This window comes from Micromonospora musae, assembly GCF_003626635.1.
GTDB classification, from domain to species: Bacteria; Actinomycetota; Actinomycetes; order Mycobacteriales; family Micromonosporaceae; genus Micromonospora; species Micromonospora musae.
Genome location: NZ_RAZT01000011.1, coordinates 23334 through 38936 on the forward strand (window position 1 = coordinate 23334; position 15603 = coordinate 38936).

Annotated in this window: 16 protein-coding genes and 1 tRNA gene; 8 read left to right on the forward strand and 9 right to left on the reverse strand. The window is 71.1% G+C overall.

The window, feature by feature from the left end; all coding sequences use genetic code 11:
• Nucleotides 1–6 precede the first annotated feature (6 nt).
• Entirely contained in the window at nucleotides 7–795 is a 789-nt protein-coding gene (locus tag D7044_RS21705; protein ID WP_120683592.1) for an FhaA domain-containing protein, read from the reverse strand.
• Between the two features lie 207 nt (nucleotides 796–1002).
• On the opposite strand from D7044_RS21705, the gene D7044_RS21710 reads away from it, so the two are divergent.
• From D7044_RS21710 to D7044_RS21720, 3 genes are all read left to right on the forward strand, one after another.
• A tRNA-Leu gene (locus tag D7044_RS21710) sits at nucleotides 1003–1088 on the forward strand.
• Nucleotides 1089–1197: 109 nt separating this feature from the next.
• Nucleotides 1198–2271: an NAD-dependent epimerase/dehydratase family protein gene (locus D7044_RS21715; protein ID WP_120690148.1), complete on the forward strand. Its 1074-nt coding sequence runs from the start codon at nucleotides 1198–1200 to the stop codon at nucleotides 2269–2271.
• A complete protein-coding gene (locus D7044_RS21720; protein WP_120683766.1) occupies nucleotides 2268–3074 on the forward strand; it encodes a WecB/TagA/CpsF family glycosyltransferase in 807 nt (268 codons plus the stop codon). Before D7044_RS21715 ends, D7044_RS21720 begins: the two co-directional genes overlap by 4 nt.
• A gap of 67 nt (nucleotides 3075–3141) precedes the next feature.
• On the opposite strand, the gene D7044_RS21725 is transcribed toward D7044_RS21720, so the two are convergent.
• Nucleotides 3142–5016, reverse strand: coding sequence for a S8 family peptidase (locus D7044_RS21725; RefSeq protein ID WP_120683590.1), 1875 nt, complete (start codon nucleotides 5014–5016; stop codon nucleotides 3142–3144).
• A gap of 215 nt (nucleotides 5017–5231) precedes the next feature.
• On the opposite strand from D7044_RS21725, the gene D7044_RS21730 reads away from it, so the two are divergent.
• Nucleotides 5232–5831: a hypothetical protein gene (locus tag D7044_RS21730; RefSeq protein ID WP_120690060.1), complete on the forward strand. Its 600-nt coding sequence runs from the start codon at nucleotides 5232–5234 to the stop codon at nucleotides 5829–5831.
• On the opposite strand, the gene D7044_RS21735 is transcribed toward D7044_RS21730, so the two are convergent.
• The 3 genes from D7044_RS21735 to D7044_RS21745 form a co-directional block, all read right to left on the reverse strand.
• Nucleotides 5799–6185: a hypothetical protein gene (locus D7044_RS21735; protein ID WP_120683586.1), complete on the reverse strand. Its 387-nt coding sequence runs from the start codon at nucleotides 6183–6185 to the stop codon at nucleotides 5799–5801. The two genes, D7044_RS21730 and D7044_RS21735, sit on opposite strands and share 33 nt — an antisense overlap.
• Nucleotides 6186–6446: 261 nt before the next feature.
• Nucleotides 6447–6668 carry a DUF397 domain-containing protein gene (locus tag D7044_RS21740; protein ID WP_120683584.1) on the reverse strand — a complete coding sequence of 74 codons (222 nt, stop codon included), beginning with the start codon at nucleotides 6666–6668 and terminating at the stop codon, nucleotides 6447–6449.
• The gene (locus tag D7044_RS21745; RefSeq protein ID WP_120683582.1) at nucleotides 6638–7519 is read right to left on the reverse strand and encodes a helix-turn-helix domain-containing protein; all 882 of its coding nucleotides are present in this window, start codon (nucleotides 7517–7519) and stop codon (nucleotides 6638–6640) included. The genes D7044_RS21740 and D7044_RS21745 overlap by 31 nt, the downstream gene beginning before the upstream one ends.
• A 669-nt stretch (nucleotides 7520–8188) precedes the next feature.
• Here D7044_RS21745 and D7044_RS21755 point away from each other — a divergent pair.
• Entirely contained in the window at nucleotides 8189–8482 is a 294-nt protein-coding gene (locus D7044_RS21755) for a hypothetical protein (RefSeq protein WP_120683580.1), read from the forward strand.
• 100 nt (nucleotides 8483–8582) lie between these two features.
• The gene (locus D7044_RS21760; protein ID WP_120683578.1) at nucleotides 8583–9065 is read left to right on the forward strand and encodes a hypothetical protein; all 483 of its coding nucleotides are present in this window, start codon (nucleotides 8583–8585) and stop codon (nucleotides 9063–9065) included.
• A 47-nt stretch (nucleotides 9066–9112) separates the two neighbouring features.
• Here D7044_RS21760 and D7044_RS21765 read toward each other — a convergent pair whose 3' ends face one another.
• Together D7044_RS21765 and D7044_RS21770 are read right to left on the reverse strand one after the other, a co-directional pair.
• Nucleotides 9113–9898: a PASTA domain-containing protein gene (locus tag D7044_RS21765; protein WP_120683576.1), complete on the reverse strand. Its 786-nt coding sequence runs from the start codon at nucleotides 9896–9898 to the stop codon at nucleotides 9113–9115.
• A gap of 144 nt (nucleotides 9899–10042) precedes the next feature.
• Entirely contained in the window at nucleotides 10043–10726 is a 684-nt protein-coding gene (locus D7044_RS21770) for a PASTA domain-containing protein (protein WP_120683574.1), read from the reverse strand.
• Nucleotides 10727–10848: 122 nt separating this feature from the next.
• Between D7044_RS21770 and D7044_RS21775 the strand changes: the two genes are divergently transcribed.
• Nucleotides 10849–12273, forward strand: a complete 1425-nt coding sequence (locus tag D7044_RS21775) for a hypothetical protein (RefSeq protein ID WP_120683572.1) — start codon at nucleotides 10849–10851, stop codon at nucleotides 12271–12273.
• Nucleotides 12274–12447: 174 nt separating this feature from the next.
• Here the strand turns inward: D7044_RS21775 and D7044_RS21780 are convergent, their stop codons facing one another.
• Both D7044_RS21780 and D7044_RS21785 read right to left on the reverse strand, forming a co-directional pair.
• Nucleotides 12448–13926 (reverse strand): glutamate--cysteine ligase family protein, encoded by a 1479-nt coding sequence (locus D7044_RS21780; RefSeq protein WP_120683570.1) that lies wholly within the window; start codon nucleotides 13924–13926, stop codon nucleotides 12448–12450.
• A gap of 286 nt (nucleotides 13927–14212) precedes the next feature.
• The gene (locus tag D7044_RS21785; protein WP_120683568.1) at nucleotides 14213–14794 is read right to left on the reverse strand and encodes a YceI family protein; all 582 of its coding nucleotides are present in this window, start codon (nucleotides 14792–14794) and stop codon (nucleotides 14213–14215) included.
• Between the two features lie 99 nt (nucleotides 14795–14893).
• Between D7044_RS21785 and D7044_RS21790 the strand changes: the two genes are divergently transcribed.
• Nucleotides 14894–15400 carry a MarR family winged helix-turn-helix transcriptional regulator gene (locus D7044_RS21790; protein ID WP_120683566.1) on the forward strand — a complete coding sequence of 169 codons (507 nt, stop codon included), beginning with the start codon at nucleotides 14894–14896 and terminating at the stop codon, nucleotides 15398–15400.
• The last annotated feature ends 203 nt before the right edge of the window (nucleotides 15401–15603 follow it).

Consider the following 15603-nt stretch of genomic DNA (forward strand, 5'->3'; position numbering starts at 1 on the left):
CGCTGATCAGCCGTCCACGCGGAAGGTCAGTGTGGTGGTGCCGAGCTGGATCATGTCCCCGGGGTTGAGGGCGACGGCCGAGACCCGCTGACCGTTGACCATCGTGCCGTTGGTCGAGCCGAGGTCGGTCAGCACCACCTGACCACCGTCGAAGTCGAGGCGGGCGTGCCGCCGGGAGATCCCGACGTCCGGCAGCCGGAGGTTGGCCTGGTCACCACGGCCGATGACCGTGGAGCCCATCTGCAACGGGTAGGTGCGACCGTCGCCGGAGACCAGGCGTACGTTGCGCCCGCCGCCGTGCCCGGGCGGAGGCCCGTAGCCGCCACCCTGGTCGTACGCGGGATAGGCGGGCGGGCCGGCGTCGTAGCCGGGGCCCGGGGCCGGGGCCACGTCGCCGCCGGTGTAGACCTCGGCGGTGACCCGGAACATCCCGGTGTCCAGCCCGTCGCCGCGCTCGATCTCGACGATCACGTCGCCGTAGACCGTCCAGGCCTGCTCGCCGATGAACTCCGCCTGCGACTGGGCCAGCTCCTGGGCCAGCGCGGCAGCGTAGGGCGCCAGCCGACTGTGGTCGTACGGCGAGAGATCGATCACGTAGCGGTTGGGCACGAGGGTGCGCCCACCGGCCAGGATGGCCTTGTGCGCCTCAGCCTCCCGCTGCATGGCGTTGAGGATCTCCACGGGGTGGACCACCCCTTTGAAGACCTTGGCGAAGGCCCCTTCGACCAGGCCTTCCAGACGCTTCTCGAAGCGTTGCAGCACGCTCACCGGCTCCTCCTCGGGTCCCGAGGACATGATGGTATCCGGCCGGCGCGCGCGCAGCTCACACGCCGCTCGGCCGCCTGCTCCCGGCCCGTTCGGATGGGCCGCTCCTACCGTGCTACTCTTTCGTCCGCCACGAACGGTAACCGGTCGTGGCGATGACCGGAACAGCGTAATATGTGCCGGGCCCCGCCGCTGGCGGCGAGGTCGGGTCGGGTTACAGTTATCCGGTCGTGCCACGGGGAAGTGGCGGAATGGCAGACGCGCACGGTTCAGGTCCGTGTGCCCGAAAGGGCGTGGGGGTTCAACTCCCCCCTTCCCCACCACCACACGAGGGCTCCGCGGGTCGCGGGGCCCTCGCGGCATATCGGGGCATGTCGAGCATCACGCTATGCTCCGAATGGTTTTCTGCCTCCGATGGACCAGGAGTGGCGTGTGAGTGTCGCGTTGGTGACCGGGTCGGGCGGTCTGATCGGCTCCGAGGCGGTCCGGCACTTCGCCGGTCTCGGTCTCGACGTGGTCGGTATCGACAACGACATGCGGCAGCAGTTCTTCGGGTCGGAGGCGTCGACCGCGTGGAACGTCAAGCGGCTGACCCAGGAGCTGGGGTCGGCGTACACACATCACTCGATCGACATCCGCGACCGGGACGCGCTGGCGAAGCTCTTCCAGTGGTACGGCGCGGAGATCGCCGTGGTGATCCACACGGCCGCGCAGCCCTCGCACGACTGGGCGGTCCGTGACCCCTACACCGACTTCGACGTCAACGCCGGCGGCACGCTGAACGTTCTCCAGAACGTCCGCGAGCACTGCATCGAGGCGCCGGTCATCCACTGCTCGACCAACAAGGTCTACGGCGACCGGCCCAACAGCCTGCCCTTCGTGGAGCTGGAGACCCGCTGGGAGATCGAGCCCGGGCACCCGTACGAGCAGGGCATCCGGGAGGACATGTCGATCGACTCCTCCCTGCACTCGATCTTCGGCGCCTCGAAGGTCGCCGCGGACGTGATGGTGCAGGAGTACGGCCGCTACTTCGACATGCGTACGGCGTGTTTCCGCGGCGGCACGCTGACCGGCCCGGCCCACTCCGCCACCGAGCTGCACGGCTTCCTCGGCTACGTCATGCGGGCCAACATGGAGCGCCGGACGTACCGGATCTACGGCTACCAGGGTAAGCAGGTCCGGGACGCCATCCACAGCTCGGACGTGGTCGGGGCGTTCGAGGCGTTCTTCCGTAACCCCCGCTCGGCGGCGGTCTACAACCTGGGCGGCGGGCGGCACTCCAACACCTCCATGCGGGAGGCGTTCGCCGAGGCCGAGCGGATCACCGGCCGGGAGATGGTCTCGGAGTACGTCGAGGCCAACCGGGTCGGCGACCACAAGTGGTGGATCGGCTCGAACGAGGCGTTCCAGGCCGACTATCCCGAATGGAAGCAGGTCTACGACGTACCGATGATCATGCGGGAGATCTACGAGGCCAACGTGGACAAGTGGGTGCCCTCGGCATGACCGTGCAGCGCAAGCAGAACGTGCTCGGCGTCCTGGTCGACGCCACCGACTACGCCGAGGCGACCGAGCAGGTCGTCGCGGCCGCCCAGGAACGCCGCCCGCTGGCGCTGACCGCGCTGGCCGTGCACGGCGTGATGACGGGCGTGCTCGACCGGGCCCACAACGCCCGGCTCAACTCCTTCGACGTCGTCACCCCGGACGGCCAGCCGGTGCGCTGGGCGCTCAACCTGCTGCACCACGCAGGCCTCCGGGACCGGGTGTACGGCCCGACGTTGACCCTGCACGTGCTCTCCCGGTTCGCCGACGAGGGTCTGCCGGTCTACCTGTACGGCTCGACCGAGGAGACGCTGTCCCGGCTGATCCCGGCGTTGGAGCGGATGTTCCCGGCGCTCAAGATCGCCGGTGTGGAGCCGTCCAAGTTCCGGGCCGTGCAGCCGGGCGAGGACGTCGAGATCGCGGACCGGATCCGGGCCAGTGGCGCCCGGCTCGTCCTGGTCGGGCTCGGCTGTCCCCGGCAGGAGGTCTTCACGTACGCCATGCGGCCGCTGCTCGACATGCCGCTCATGGCGGTCGGGGCCGCCTTCGACTACCACGCCGGGCTGTTGCGCAAGCCCCCGCCGTGGATGCAGCGGGCCGGTCTGGAGTGGCTCTGGCGTCTGGGCCTGGAGCCCAAGCGGCTCTGGCGCCGGTACGTGATCCTCAACCCGGCGTTCCTGAGCCGGCTCTTCGCGCAGAAGCTCGGGCTGTGGAAGGCGGCGCCGCCGGCACCGGCCGCGGAACGCCCCGCCGGCTTCGCGGTCTGACCGCACTCGTCGACGACACGTGTGAGGACCCCTCCCCGACCGGGGAGGGGTCCTCCGTCGCCACTGGTCAGAGGGTCAGCGACCAGGTGTTGATATAGCCGGTGTCGCCCGAGTAGACGTCCCGCACCCGCAGCTGCCAGGTGCCGTTCGCCGCCTCGCTGGAGAGGTTGACGGTGTAGGTCGTGTTCACGTTGTCGACGCCGTCGAAGAAGCTGCTGTTCTTCAGCCGGTACGACGAGCCGTCCGGGGCGACCAGGTCGATCACCAGGTCACCGCGGAAGGTGTGCACGATGTTGACCGGAACCTGCGAGCTCGCCGAGGCGTTGCGGCCGCATCCGGAGATCACGATCGAGCTGGCCACCGTGGCACCGGTGTCCGGGATCGCGACGTCGGTGCCGTTCGTGCCCGAGCAGCCGCCGCCCGTACCGGTCACGGTCAGCGTGTAGGTGGCCGTACGGGTCGCCGACGCACCGGTACCGGTGATGGTGATCGGATAGCTTCCGGCCGGCGTGCCGGCCGAGGTGGCGATGGTGAGGGTCGAGGAGCCGCCCGAGGTCACCGTCGACGGGCTGAACGAGGCGGTCGCGCCGCTCGGCAGGCCACTGGCGGAGAGGCTGACCGACTGGGCGGAGCCGTTCGTGGTGGCCGTACCGACGGTCGCCGTGACCGAGCCGCCCGGCGCGGTGGAGCCGGAGGTCGGCGACACCGAGACCGAGAAGTCGTTGGTGGGCGGCGGGGTGGACCCGTTCACGACGTAGAGCAGCCGGTTCGGGGTGCCGGTGCCGAGGTTGGTCAGCACGTTCGGGGTCGAGTTGTTGACCAGGTTGTCGCGGACCTGCTGCGGGGTCAGCCCCGGCGTCGCGGAGAGCACGAGCGCCGCGACGCCGGCGACGTGCGGCGAGGCCATCGATGTGCCGCTGATCGTGTTCGTCGCGGTGTTGCTGGTGTACCAGGCGGAGGTGATGTTCACGCCCGGGGCCAGGATGTCGACGCAGGTGCCGAAGTTGGAGAAGCTGGCGGCCGCGTCGTTGTTCTGGGTAGCGCCGACGGTGATCGCGGGTCCGACCCGGGCCGGCGAGTAGTTGCAGGCGTTCTGCCGGTTGCCGAAGATGTCGCCGTTGCCGGCGGCGACCGCGTACGTGATGCCCGAGTTGATCGAGTTGGTGACGGCCGTGTCGATCGAGCTGTTGGCCGAGCCGCCGAGGCTCATGTTCGCCACCGCCGGCTTGACGGCGTTCGCGGTCACCCAGTCGATGCCGGCCACGACCTGGGCGTTGGTGCCGCTGCCCTGGCAGTTGAGCACCCGGACGCCGACGAGCTGGACGCCCTTGGCCACACCGTAGGCGGAGCCGCCGACAGTCCCCGCGACGTGCGTGCCGTGACCGTTGCAGTCGTCGGCCGCGCCGCCGTCGATCGCGTCGAAGCCGGAGACGGCCCGACCGCCGAAGTCGTTGTGCGTGAACCGGATGCCGGTGTCGATGATGTAGGCGCGGACGTTGGACGCCGTGTTCGGGTAGGTGTAGGAGCTGTTCAGGGGCAGGTTCCGCTGGTCGATCCGGTCCAGGCCCCAGGACGGCGGGTTGGGCTGGGTGTCGGCGATCGAAACGGTGTGGTTCTGCTCGACGTACGCCACGGCGGGGTCGGCCGCGATCCGTGCGGCGGTCTTCTCGTCGACCCGCGCCTCGAATCCGCGCAGCGCGGCTTCGTAGGTGCGGGCGACGGATCCGCCGTGCCGCCCGGTCAGGCGGTGGGCGTTGTCGCTGACGGAGTCCCGGCCGACCGCGGTGTCCTTGAAGACGACGATGTAGCTGTCGGCCACGGCGGTGGCCCCGCCCGCCGCTCGGATGGTGCCGGTCGGTTCGGCGGCCAGTGCGGGCGTGGCGGCGGCCAGCATGCTGAGCGTGGCCACCCCGACGAGTACGGACCTGTGGGCAAGACCCATCTCTCTACCTCCCTCCGACTGGCAGCCGTCCGAAACGGGTACCCGATCGGATCGACGACTGCCGATCTAGCCGAGAGTAGAGCGAGGGGGTGCGTCATTGAAACATGTCGAATCTTTCATAACGCGTGAAGGATGACCCCTACGGGAGCACGTCCGGGGCCAACGGGGGCGCTGCCCGGATTCGCCGAGCGGGCGGACGGGCAAGGCTGTTCGGCATGGATAGTCATCTCGTCGTGCTGCTGCCGGTCGCCGCGGTCTGGCTGGCCGCCGGCCTCCTCGCGGACGGACTACCCCGGCTGGAGCGCGCCTGCTCGATCCGTCGGCGCAGCGGATGGCTGCTCGGCCTGGTCGTGAGCGGGCTCGCGCTGACCTCGGCCGTGCTGGTGGCCGGGCTGCTCAGCGGTGGGGACGCGCCGGCCGACCGGGCCGCCGCGGCCCTCGACGTGGCCGCCGTACCCGCCCTGGTCGTCGCCGTCTGCACCGTCCGCCGGGTGCGCCGGCTCTGGGCCGGAGCGGGCGCCTTCGCCACTGCCCCGGACACGCCGGCGCCGTACGGTCTGCGCGCCGCGGCAGCGCATCCGTTGATGGGCCTGCCCCTGCAGGTGACCGCTCTGCTGGCGGTGGCCGAGATGATCGCGGCGAGCGGCGGTGACCAACTCACCGAACCGGGGGTCACCGGACCGGCGATCACCGCCGGTGCGCTCGGGATCCTCGCCGTCGGAATCCGGCACGCGCTGCGGCACAACCGGCTCAGCGAGCGGGCCCGGGTGCCGGCGCCGGCCTCATCGGGGGCGGCCCGCCCCCTGCATGTATAGCAGCTCCAGAATCGCGCGGGTCGCCTCGAACCAGCGGTCGAGCCAGCCGGGCGGCGGCAGGCTGCCCTTCGGCGGCAGCTCCAACAGCAGCCCTTGCAGCAGTGGGTGGTCGACCAGCGAGTCGCCCGGCTCGGTGGACCAGCTGGCCGGGAAGTTCGCGGCACCGTGCGAGTTCGGCTCCAGCGACGGCAGGTTGATCGCAGAGGCGGAGTGCTCGGCCGCCTCCTCCCGCTCGGGGTCACCCGCGACCACCTCCGTGAGGACGGTGTCCCGACGCGCACCGCGGTACTTGCCACCGAACCGCTCCGATTTGCTCGGACCGTTGGTGAGGTTCTCTGACCCGATCGTCGTCATGCGTCTCGCCTGCCTCGCTCGGTTGCCGATCCCCCGCGGCCGGTTTCTGCACCGGCGCCATACCGACGGGTTCAACGAGGCGGGGCGCTTGTGGCGACGGGACGCCCGGTGGATCGTGGCCCGCCGCGGCCTCTTCGAAAGGAAATGGAGCGCACGTCCGTCGGTGATTGTTCGGGCGATCGGGCCCGGAACGCGGCAGCGGGCCCCCGTCCGGTGAATCCCGGACGAGGACCCGCCCCGTCGCCTTTGCGCCCGAGTGCTTCAGGCCGAACCGAACCCGCCGTTCCTGGTGCTGGCGACGAAGGCGTGCCAGTCAGCGGGAGCGAAGATCAGGGCCGGCCCCGTCTTGTCCTTCGAGTCCCGGACGCCGACCACTCCCGGCACGTACGCCACCTCCACGCAGTTGTCACAGTTCGGCCCGCTCTTCGAGCTCTTGAACCACGTTGCCTGCGTCAGGTCCACGGAGAACCCCTTGGTCGCCATTTCCACAGCGGCTCCTCTACCAGTTTCGCGATGTGTGCGATGGACTCCTCCGGACGAATGGCCGCCGCTCGAATGTGATCGAAGATGAAGCTGTACTTCTGCAGTTCGTCGCCCTTCTCGAGGAAGAGCCCACCCGTGGCGTTCTCCGCGTACACGACATCCGGATCACCGGGCTCGGGGAAGCTCAGGATCGTGAAGGTGCCATCCATGCCGGCGTGCGCCCCCACCTCGAAAGGCAGGATCTGCAACGTCACGTTCGGCAGCTCCGCGACCTCGACCAGCCGTTTCAACTGGTTCCGCATCACTTCGTCCCCGCCCACCGGACGGCTCACCACCGCCTCATCGAGCACCACCCACAGATCGACCGGATCATCCTGTGTCAGCAACGACTGCCGACCGAGGCGGACACGGACACGTTGTGCGACTTGATCCGGGGTGAAGTCCGGGCGGGCGGCCCGGATCATCGCGCCCGCGTACTCCTCGGTCTCGAGCAGACCCGGCACCACCTGCTGTTCGTACGCCCGGATCGAACTCGCCGCCGCCTCCAGCCCGACGTACGCGCCGACCAGCACGGTGCTGTACGGATGCCACCAGCCCTTCTGCCGGGCCTCCCGGGCGATCTGCACCAACTCGTCGCTCTCCACGCCGACCACTCCGTAGATCCGGAGCATGTCGCGCACGTCGCGCGGCGTGGCCGTGGTGTGACCGGTCTCGATCCGGGAAACCTTCGACGCCGAGCACTCCAGCTGCTCGGCCACGGCCTCGATGGTGATGCCGGCCGCCTCGCGCTGGCGCCGCAACTCGGCGCCGAGGCGCCGTCGCCGGATGGTCGGGCTGCGCCGCTCGCTCACCGAGCCACCCCGCTTCGCCTCGTGCCCGGCCCGCCTAGCGCGCGGAGGAGTGTCACCCCGACATGCCGGCTCTTCGCCCTCACCCGCCTGTACCTCCGGTCGACGCGCCGATGGTCGCCGTCCGCCGCGGCGCGCAGCTTCGACGGCGGACGGTTCGCGGCTCGGGGGGTGGTGCCGGTCGTCGACCGGCCGCGGGCGGGCGAAACCGGTCCTCAGTGTGACGCCCGAACGCGGATGGCTTCAAGCGCTGTTTTACGTGTCGCACTCACGTATCGGCAAAAGTCGACGTGCAACTTGCATGAAGCACGTCGCTGGTGCACTCTGTCCGTATGGCTCGGATTACTCACCGTCTCGACAGCCTACCCGTTAGTGATCATCGCAGCGGGGGCGGCCTGCCGAACGGCCCGATCCGGCCAGCGACAACCAGATCTGCCCCGGGGTGATGACCCCACCGCTGCACGCCAGCCGGCTGCGGCGGTGGGCGCAAAAACCCGGAAGCAGCCGGGTGATGGTCGGGTGGCGGCGCGCCACCAGCGGGTACGGCCCGACCACCACCACCCGCACCACCCACCGGTACGCGAGACACGACCTCGCCGTATCGACCCGTGAAAAGTCCCCCCGACGAGACTCGCCGGCGAGGCCGCCGGCCAACCTTCCTCAGGAGCCCATGTGCTTCCCCGCTCCGGTGACGTACTGCACGTGACTCGCGCGGCGAGTGTCCAGTTCCTCCGGCCCATCAAGTTCCGGGTGATCCGGGTGCTCGACTGGCCAACCTACGACGGTTGGCTCTGGCTCGACGGCTACGAGTTGAACGCGGCGGGGGACGCGGTCAACCGGCGGTCGATCTTCGTACAGCGGGAGGGGCTGCAGCAACTGCCGCAGCACCGGCCCGTGCCGCAGCAGCGACCGCACACCGCGCGGCAGCGCAGGCCGGTCTCCCGTACGCCGGTCCGGGTGGGCTGAGCACCGCGAACCCGCAGTTTGTGGGCGTGTCTCGCATTAGACTCAGGGCACGCCCACCCCGGCAGGTTCCACCCCGCGCGTCCAGGACCCCGAACCTGGGATGGCCATGCTCAATCTGCCCGCCGCGCGGCGGCAACACCGCTCACCTATCACCTATGCCTTCGTACTCCTGGCGTTCTTCGGCGCCGCCACCACCCTCGCGGTCGTGGTACGCGACCCCGCCCTCTCCTCGACCACCCATCTGCCGGAGCCGGTGCCCGCACCGGAGATCACGGTGATCGGCGAGGGGTCCTCACCCGACCCGGACGACGGACCCGGCTGGGACGGAACGCCCGGCGTCGCTGATCCGCTCGACGACGGAAGCAGCACGGTCCCGGGCGACCCGAACAACGCGGCCGATCCGGCCGGCGAAGACCCGGCGAACGGCTCCGGAGCCGGCGCGCTGGCCGGCGAGAGCGCCCCGCACACGGGACGACACTCACCGGACGACGTCCGCCGGGCACTCTTCTGGTCCGGCGTCCTCGGGTTGACCATCTCGCTCGCCGGGCTCGGCCTGGTCGGCACCCGACGACGGATGTGGTGACCGCACCTCCTCAGCCCCACCGGTCCGGCCCGCGGGAACGCCCCCGATCAGGGAGTAGCCGTCGTCGTGGGGGCCGACGTCGGCAGGCCGGTCGGGGCGGCCGAGGTGGCATCGGCCTGTGAGATCAGGAGCGCGATCTCCTCCTCCTCGGTCACCACCTCACCCGCCTCCGGGTCGGTACCGATCACTCGCCCCGGCGGCAGCTCCGACGGACGGAACTCCACCCGATAGCTCAACCCGAGCCGGTCCAGCAGCGCCTCAGCAGCCGCCTGCGGCAGACCGGCCAGCGGCGGCACCGGCACCTCGACCGCCTCGGTGGCGGTCGGCGGAGCGCTGCTCGGGGACTCGGTCGTCGGCTCGGCCGAGGTCGGGGCGGCGCTGGTCGGCGCGGCCGTGGTGAGCGAGGGCGACACTGACGGCTCCGGGCCGGGCCGCTCGTCCGCGGCATTGCTCAGCAGCCACAACGCGACGCCGAGCAGAGCCACCAGGAGCAACGCGAGGATGCCCCAGAGGATCGGCAGCCACCAGCGCCGGCCACCCTGCTCCTCCTCGTACCACTCGCCGGCCGGCTCGGGGTAGTCGGACGGTCGAGGCGGCGGCACCCCGGCCCGCCCGGACCAGGGCGCCACCCGCTCCGGCTGCGCCGGAACGTTCCGATCGGTGGGCCGGCCCAGCGGGGTCGTCGCGTCCGCCGACTCAGGGGAGCTCGCCCCGGCGCGCTCCGCCGGACCGGGCAGCCGTTGGGTCTGGTCGTCCGGCTCGCCGCCGGAGCGCGGAAGCGGGCGGGTCTCGTCGCGGTCGCCGGCGGGTGGCTCCTGGCGGTCGTCGCTCATGGCACGTCCTCTCCCGAGCCGGGCAGGCGTCCTGGCCTCCTGTCCGCCAACCTAGCTGGCCGCGCAACCATCGGCCCGGATCAACGTGCCGACCCGCCCACGGACGACCGTCGCCGACCGTCCGTCCAGTTCAGGCCGTCTGCGTCACGGGGCCGGAAAGAACGGTGGCTGGTTCGACTTCTCCGCCCCGCACCAGATCCGCACCTGGTCGTTCCAGCGCGCCGAGCCCCCCTCGGACGGCTCCTGGCGGGTCACCTCGCCGCGCTTCCCATTCGGGTAGTCCGGGTAGAAGCCCGACTCGCCCAGCTCGTCCGCCGCGTCGGCGCAGTCGTCACCGACGACGTCCGGCACCTCACTCTCCGGTGGCGGTCCGGCCACGTAGAGCGTCACCGTCGTCCCCCGCCGTACCTCGCGGCCGACCTCGGGATCGGTGCGTTCGATCGAGCGGCCCGCACCGTCACCGAAGACCAGACGCCAGCCCAGCCGGAGATCGCGCAGCTCGTCGCGCGCGTACAGGAAATCCGTGCCGATCACCGGCGGTACGGTCAGCCCCGAGGCGGTCGACGCCGAGGTGCGCGGCGCCGACGGGGTGGTCCGCGTGGGCTCCGGGCGGTGGCTGGGTCTTCCGCTCGCCGCTCCGGTCGCGCTCGGCGCCGCCACCGGCTTCTCCGGGGACTGCTCGCCCTCGCCCGCCAGCAGCCAACCGCCGGTCGCGCCGATCGCGGCGAGCAGCACGGCGACCATGCCGCCGCCGAGCACCACGGTGAGTCGTCCCGGGCTGCCCTCGCGTCTCTCGCCGAGATTGCCGTTCGTGTTCCCGTCCGTCATACCGACACCGCCTCAGTCACCCGCGACCGTACCGAGTCCCGCCAGGTCGCCGCCGCCACCGTCCAGACGGGACGGTTGTCGACGACTCGCCGCGCCGACGACGGGACGTTACGCTGCCCGGCATGGCCAGACGCGGCTGGGGAGGATCCATCGCGACCGCCGTCGGCGTTGCTGCCGGCACCGGCGCGGCCCAACTGGGCTTCGGCTACGGGTTGGGCATCATCAACTGGGCACCGGCCGACGCCGGTGCGGCCCGGGGGGCGTGGGTCGCCAGCCTGGTCTGGGCCACCTGGATCGCCGGCACCTCGACCATCCTCGGCGCGGTCTGCGCGTACCGCCTGCACGAGCGGGCGCGCGACGCCGCGAGGGTGACGGCCCACGAACCGAGCCCGGCGAGCTCCGACGTCACTTCCGACGCCGCCACGACCCGACTCGACGGTTCGACCGCCCCGACCGGGTCCGGTGCGCCGCGGCAGGCCGACGAGGGTGACCCGGTACCGGCCGGCCGGGGGACGGAGGAGACCGCTCGCGCCAGCAGTCTCCGGCGGATCGCCCTGTCGATCGCGGCCGGGCTGGGCGGCCTCGTCACCGTGCTGCTGGTCGCGGTTCCCGCCCGGGTGGCGGTGGCCGCGGACACCGCCACCCCGCAGCGGCTCGCCGCCGGGTACGCGGCGATCGGGGTGCTGTTGGGGGTGTTGACCGCGCTCTGGGCGCTGCGCTCACGCGCCGCCGCCGCCAACGTGATCGCGACGGTCGCCTGGCTCTGGCTGCTCGCCGTGGTCGCGGTGGTCGACGGAGTACTCGCCGGACGCGGGCTCGCCAGCGCCCAGCTCGGCATCTGGCAGATCAGCTCGGACCGGCCGGGATTCTGGATCCGGGACTACCTCTACTGGCCGGGAGTGGTGCTCTCGCTCGGCTCCGCGCTGCTGATCGGCGTACTGGCTGCCCGGCGCACCGCCCGCTCGGCGGAGCACCGGATCGGCGCGGCCATCTCCGGCGCGGCCGGGCCGCTGCTCGTCGCGGTGGCCTACCTGTTGGCCGTACCACGGCTGTCGGCGATCACCCCGGAGCAGGTGTCGGCGCATCTGATCGCCCCGTACGCGGTGATCGTCGGAATCGGCGGTTCGGTGCTGGTGGCAGCGCTCGCACAGGGCCGGGCCCGGCGGGCGGCGTCGCGGGCCGGCGCGAACTCGACCGGCACGGCGAGCGGGTCGGGGCCGACGGTCGGCACGACCGAGCCGGCGACCGGACCGACGATCCCGACCGAGGCCGAGACGGCGGTGGGGGCTCGGACGACCGGCGACTCGACCGGGACGTACCGCCCGGCTGCCACGCCACCGCCGGACGCCGTCCGGCCCACCGACAGCGGGGAGTTCGCGCCGCCCGGCAGCACCCCTCCCGTGCCGAAGGTGCCCGCGCCGCGTACCGGGGAGGCCGATCGACTCGACGACCCGGGCGAGCCGGAGGCGGCCGCGGCCACCGCGGAGCCGGTCAAGCCGGAGACCCGGTCCGGTCGCCGTGCCCGGCCGCCGCGTCGCACCGGCTGACGAACGCTCACCCTCGATCGGGTCGGCTCCCACCGGCACCGGCCCGGCCGGAACGCTCTCGACGTGCCCAGCGCGGTCGGCGGGTCAGGCGCGGTCGCACGTCCGGCGTGTCGACGGGTCAGGTGTGGTCGACGGGTCCGGCGCAAGCGCGCCCGACGCTCCGGTCGACGGAAGTCAGTCAACCGGCCAGGTGTGCACCGGCTCGTTGCTGCGCTGGAGCTCGGCATAGCGCTGCACCATGTGGTGCAGGGCCGCCTCGCGGTCCAGGCCCCGGTGCCGCTCGGCCGCCCAGACCGCCTCGGTCTGCCAGGTAGCGCCGTTGCGGCCGGTACGGCAGCGTTGTTCGATCACTCCGAGCAGGCGGTCCCGCTGCGCCGGGGCGACACCGAAACCGTCCAGACCGGCGGCGGCCTTGGGCAGCAGCACGTCCAGCACGAGTTCGGTCACCGGCACGTCGCCGAGCCTCGGCCAGTGCAGTACGGCATCCAGGCCGCGCCGGGCGGCGGCGTGGAAGTTCTCCTCCGCGGAGCTGAACGTCAGCTGGCTCCAGATCGGGCGGTCCGCCTCGGCCAGCGCGCGGGCCAGACCGAAGTAGAACGCCGCGTTGGCCAGCATGTCGACCACCGTCGGCCCGGCCGGCAGCACCCGGTTCTCCACCCTCAGGTGGGGGCGGCCGTCCATGATGTCGTAGACCGGCCGGTTCCAGCGGTAGACGGTGCCGTTGTGCAGGCGCAGCTCACCGAGTTGGGGCACCCCGCCGGCATGCAGCACCTCCACCGGGTCCTCCTCCTCGCAGATCGGCAGCAGCGGCGGAAAATACCGGACGTTCTCCTCGAAGAGATCGAAGATCGAGGTGATCCACCGCTCCCCGAACCACACCCGGGGTCGTACGCCCTGCGCCTTCAGCTCGTCCGGGCGGGTGTCGGTGGCCTGCTCGAAGAGGGCGATCCGGGTCTCCGCCCAGAGTTGGCGACCGTAGAGGTAGGGGGAGTTCGCGCCGACCGCGACCTGCACCGCGGCGATCGCCTGGGAGGCGTTCCAGTAGTCGGCGAAGCTGTCCGGCGCGACCTGGAGGTGGAACTGGAGGCTGGTGCAGGCGGCCTCCGGCGCGATCGAGTCGGTGTGCGTGCGCAGCCGCTCGACGCCGTTGATGTCCAGCTCGATGTCCTCACCCCGGGCGCCGACGATCTGGTCGTTGAGCGCCCGGTAGCGCTCGTTCGTGGAGAGGTTCTCCGCGATCAGGTGCCGCTCGGTGAGGGTGGGCAGGATGCCGACCAGCAGGATCTTGGCGTCCGACTTGGCGGCCCGCTCGTCCGCCCGGGCGAGACTGCCGCGCAGGTCGTGCGCGTAGTCGGCGAAGCCGGTGCCCTCGATGAGCCGGGGCAGCGCGTTCAGTTCGAGGTTGAACTGGCCCAGTTCGGTCTGGAAGAGCGGGTCCGCGATGTGGGCGAGGATCTCCTCGTTGCGCATCGCCGGCTCGGCGGTCGAGTCGATCAGGTTGAGTTCGATCTCCAGCCCGGTCATCGGCCGGTCGGCGTCGAAGCCGAAGTCGTCCAGCATCAGGGCGAAGACGTCCAGACAGCGCCGGACCTTCTGCCGGTAGCGGACCCGGTCCTCGCGGGAGTAGGCGCCCTGCGAGACGTCCCTGCCCATGTGCCCCTCCCGGCATAAGGCGCGACCGGGGCCGTACCGTCCCGACGCGCGTTGTCAGCCCATAACGTTAAGAGCGCTCACCTCGTCAGGACCAGAGGCGGAGAGCGGCCGATCCGTTCGACGCGGCCGCCGGGCCGGTCGTGGGATGAGCGCTGGTCGTATCTCTACCCAGTCGACCTGCTGCGTCATCGGTTCGGGCGGCACGCGGGCCGTGACGATCCGCACATGCGACGACGCCGGGTCCACGCCGCTTTCGCGAGGTGGACCCGGCGTACGGGCCGGGGGGTCAGGCCTGCCGGACGGCCTCGCCCTCGATCTCGATCTTGACCTTCTTGCCGACCAGCACGCCGCCGCCCTCGATCGCGACGTTCCAGGTCAGGCCGAACTCCTCGCGGTCGATCTCCGTCTTCGCCGAGAAGCCGAAGATGTCCTGGCCGTACGGGCTACGACCGACGCCCTCGAACTCGACGTGCAGCTCGACCTGGCGGGTCACGTCCTTGATGGTCAGCTCACCGAGGAGGACGAACTCGTTGCCGTGGCGGGACTTCACCCCGGTGCTGCGGAACTCCAGGGTCGGGAACTTCTCGACGTCGAGGAAGTCGCCGCTGCGGAGGTGACCGTCCCGGTCGGCCGTGCCGGTGTGGATGCTGCCAGCCTGGATGGTCGCGGTGACGGAGGACTGCATCGGGTCCTCGGCTACCGTGATGGTGGCGGCCGCCTCACCGAACTCGCCGCGCACCTTCGACACCATCATGTGACGGGCAACGAAGCCGACGCGCTTGTGTGCAGCGTCCAGCGCGTAGGTGCCGGGGGTGGGGATGGTGAGACCCTCCCACTGGCGGGTCGCGGCCTCGGTGCTGCTGGTCATGGCGTTCCTCCGGATTTTGTTTAGTAGCCCAACCGCTGACGCAGCAACTATAGCCAGGTCAATATTCCCCGTGTCAAGAACTGATACGATGGATCGGTGATGAACGTGTTCGACGCCCCCGGGATCACCGCCATCGGGCTCCTGTACGAGGTGCACGCCGCGCTGTCGACCCGGTTCGCCGCCCAGTTCGAGGAACACAAGCTCTCCACCGTCGAGTTCGAGGTGCTGACCCGCCTCGCCCGCTCGCCGCAGCACCAGCTCCGGATGACCGACCTCGCCGCCCAGACCACCCTCTCCACCAGCGGTGTGACCCGGGTGATCGACCGGATGGAGCGCGACGGCCTGGTCACCCGCCGCGCCTGCCCCTCCGACCGGCGCAGCTCGTTCGCGGTGATCACCGCGGCCGGCCTGCAACGCCTGAACGAGGTGCTCCCCGGGCACCTGCGGATCATCGAGGAGTGGTTCACCGGCCAACTCGACCCGGAATCGCTGCAGGCGCTGGTCGGCGCCCTCCGTCAGGTCCGCGACGCCGTACACCCCTGCGCGACCGCCGGGAGCGACAGCAAGTGCGACGACGAGACGAAGGAGCCCGAGCCGGCGGCGTGACGGTCGGCGACCGTACCGGCAGAAAGACCGGCAGAACTACCCGGGCCACCGGACACCGATTGCGAAACCGGACCAACCGGTTGGTACCCGCTGGCTAGTCTTCGGCTCAGCGGGGGATCACCGGGGGGTGACGGCGCGGGCGGAGAGCGAGGGGTTAGCAACAAAGGGGGCTGTTCGCCCGCGCCACCCCGACCCGGGCACGC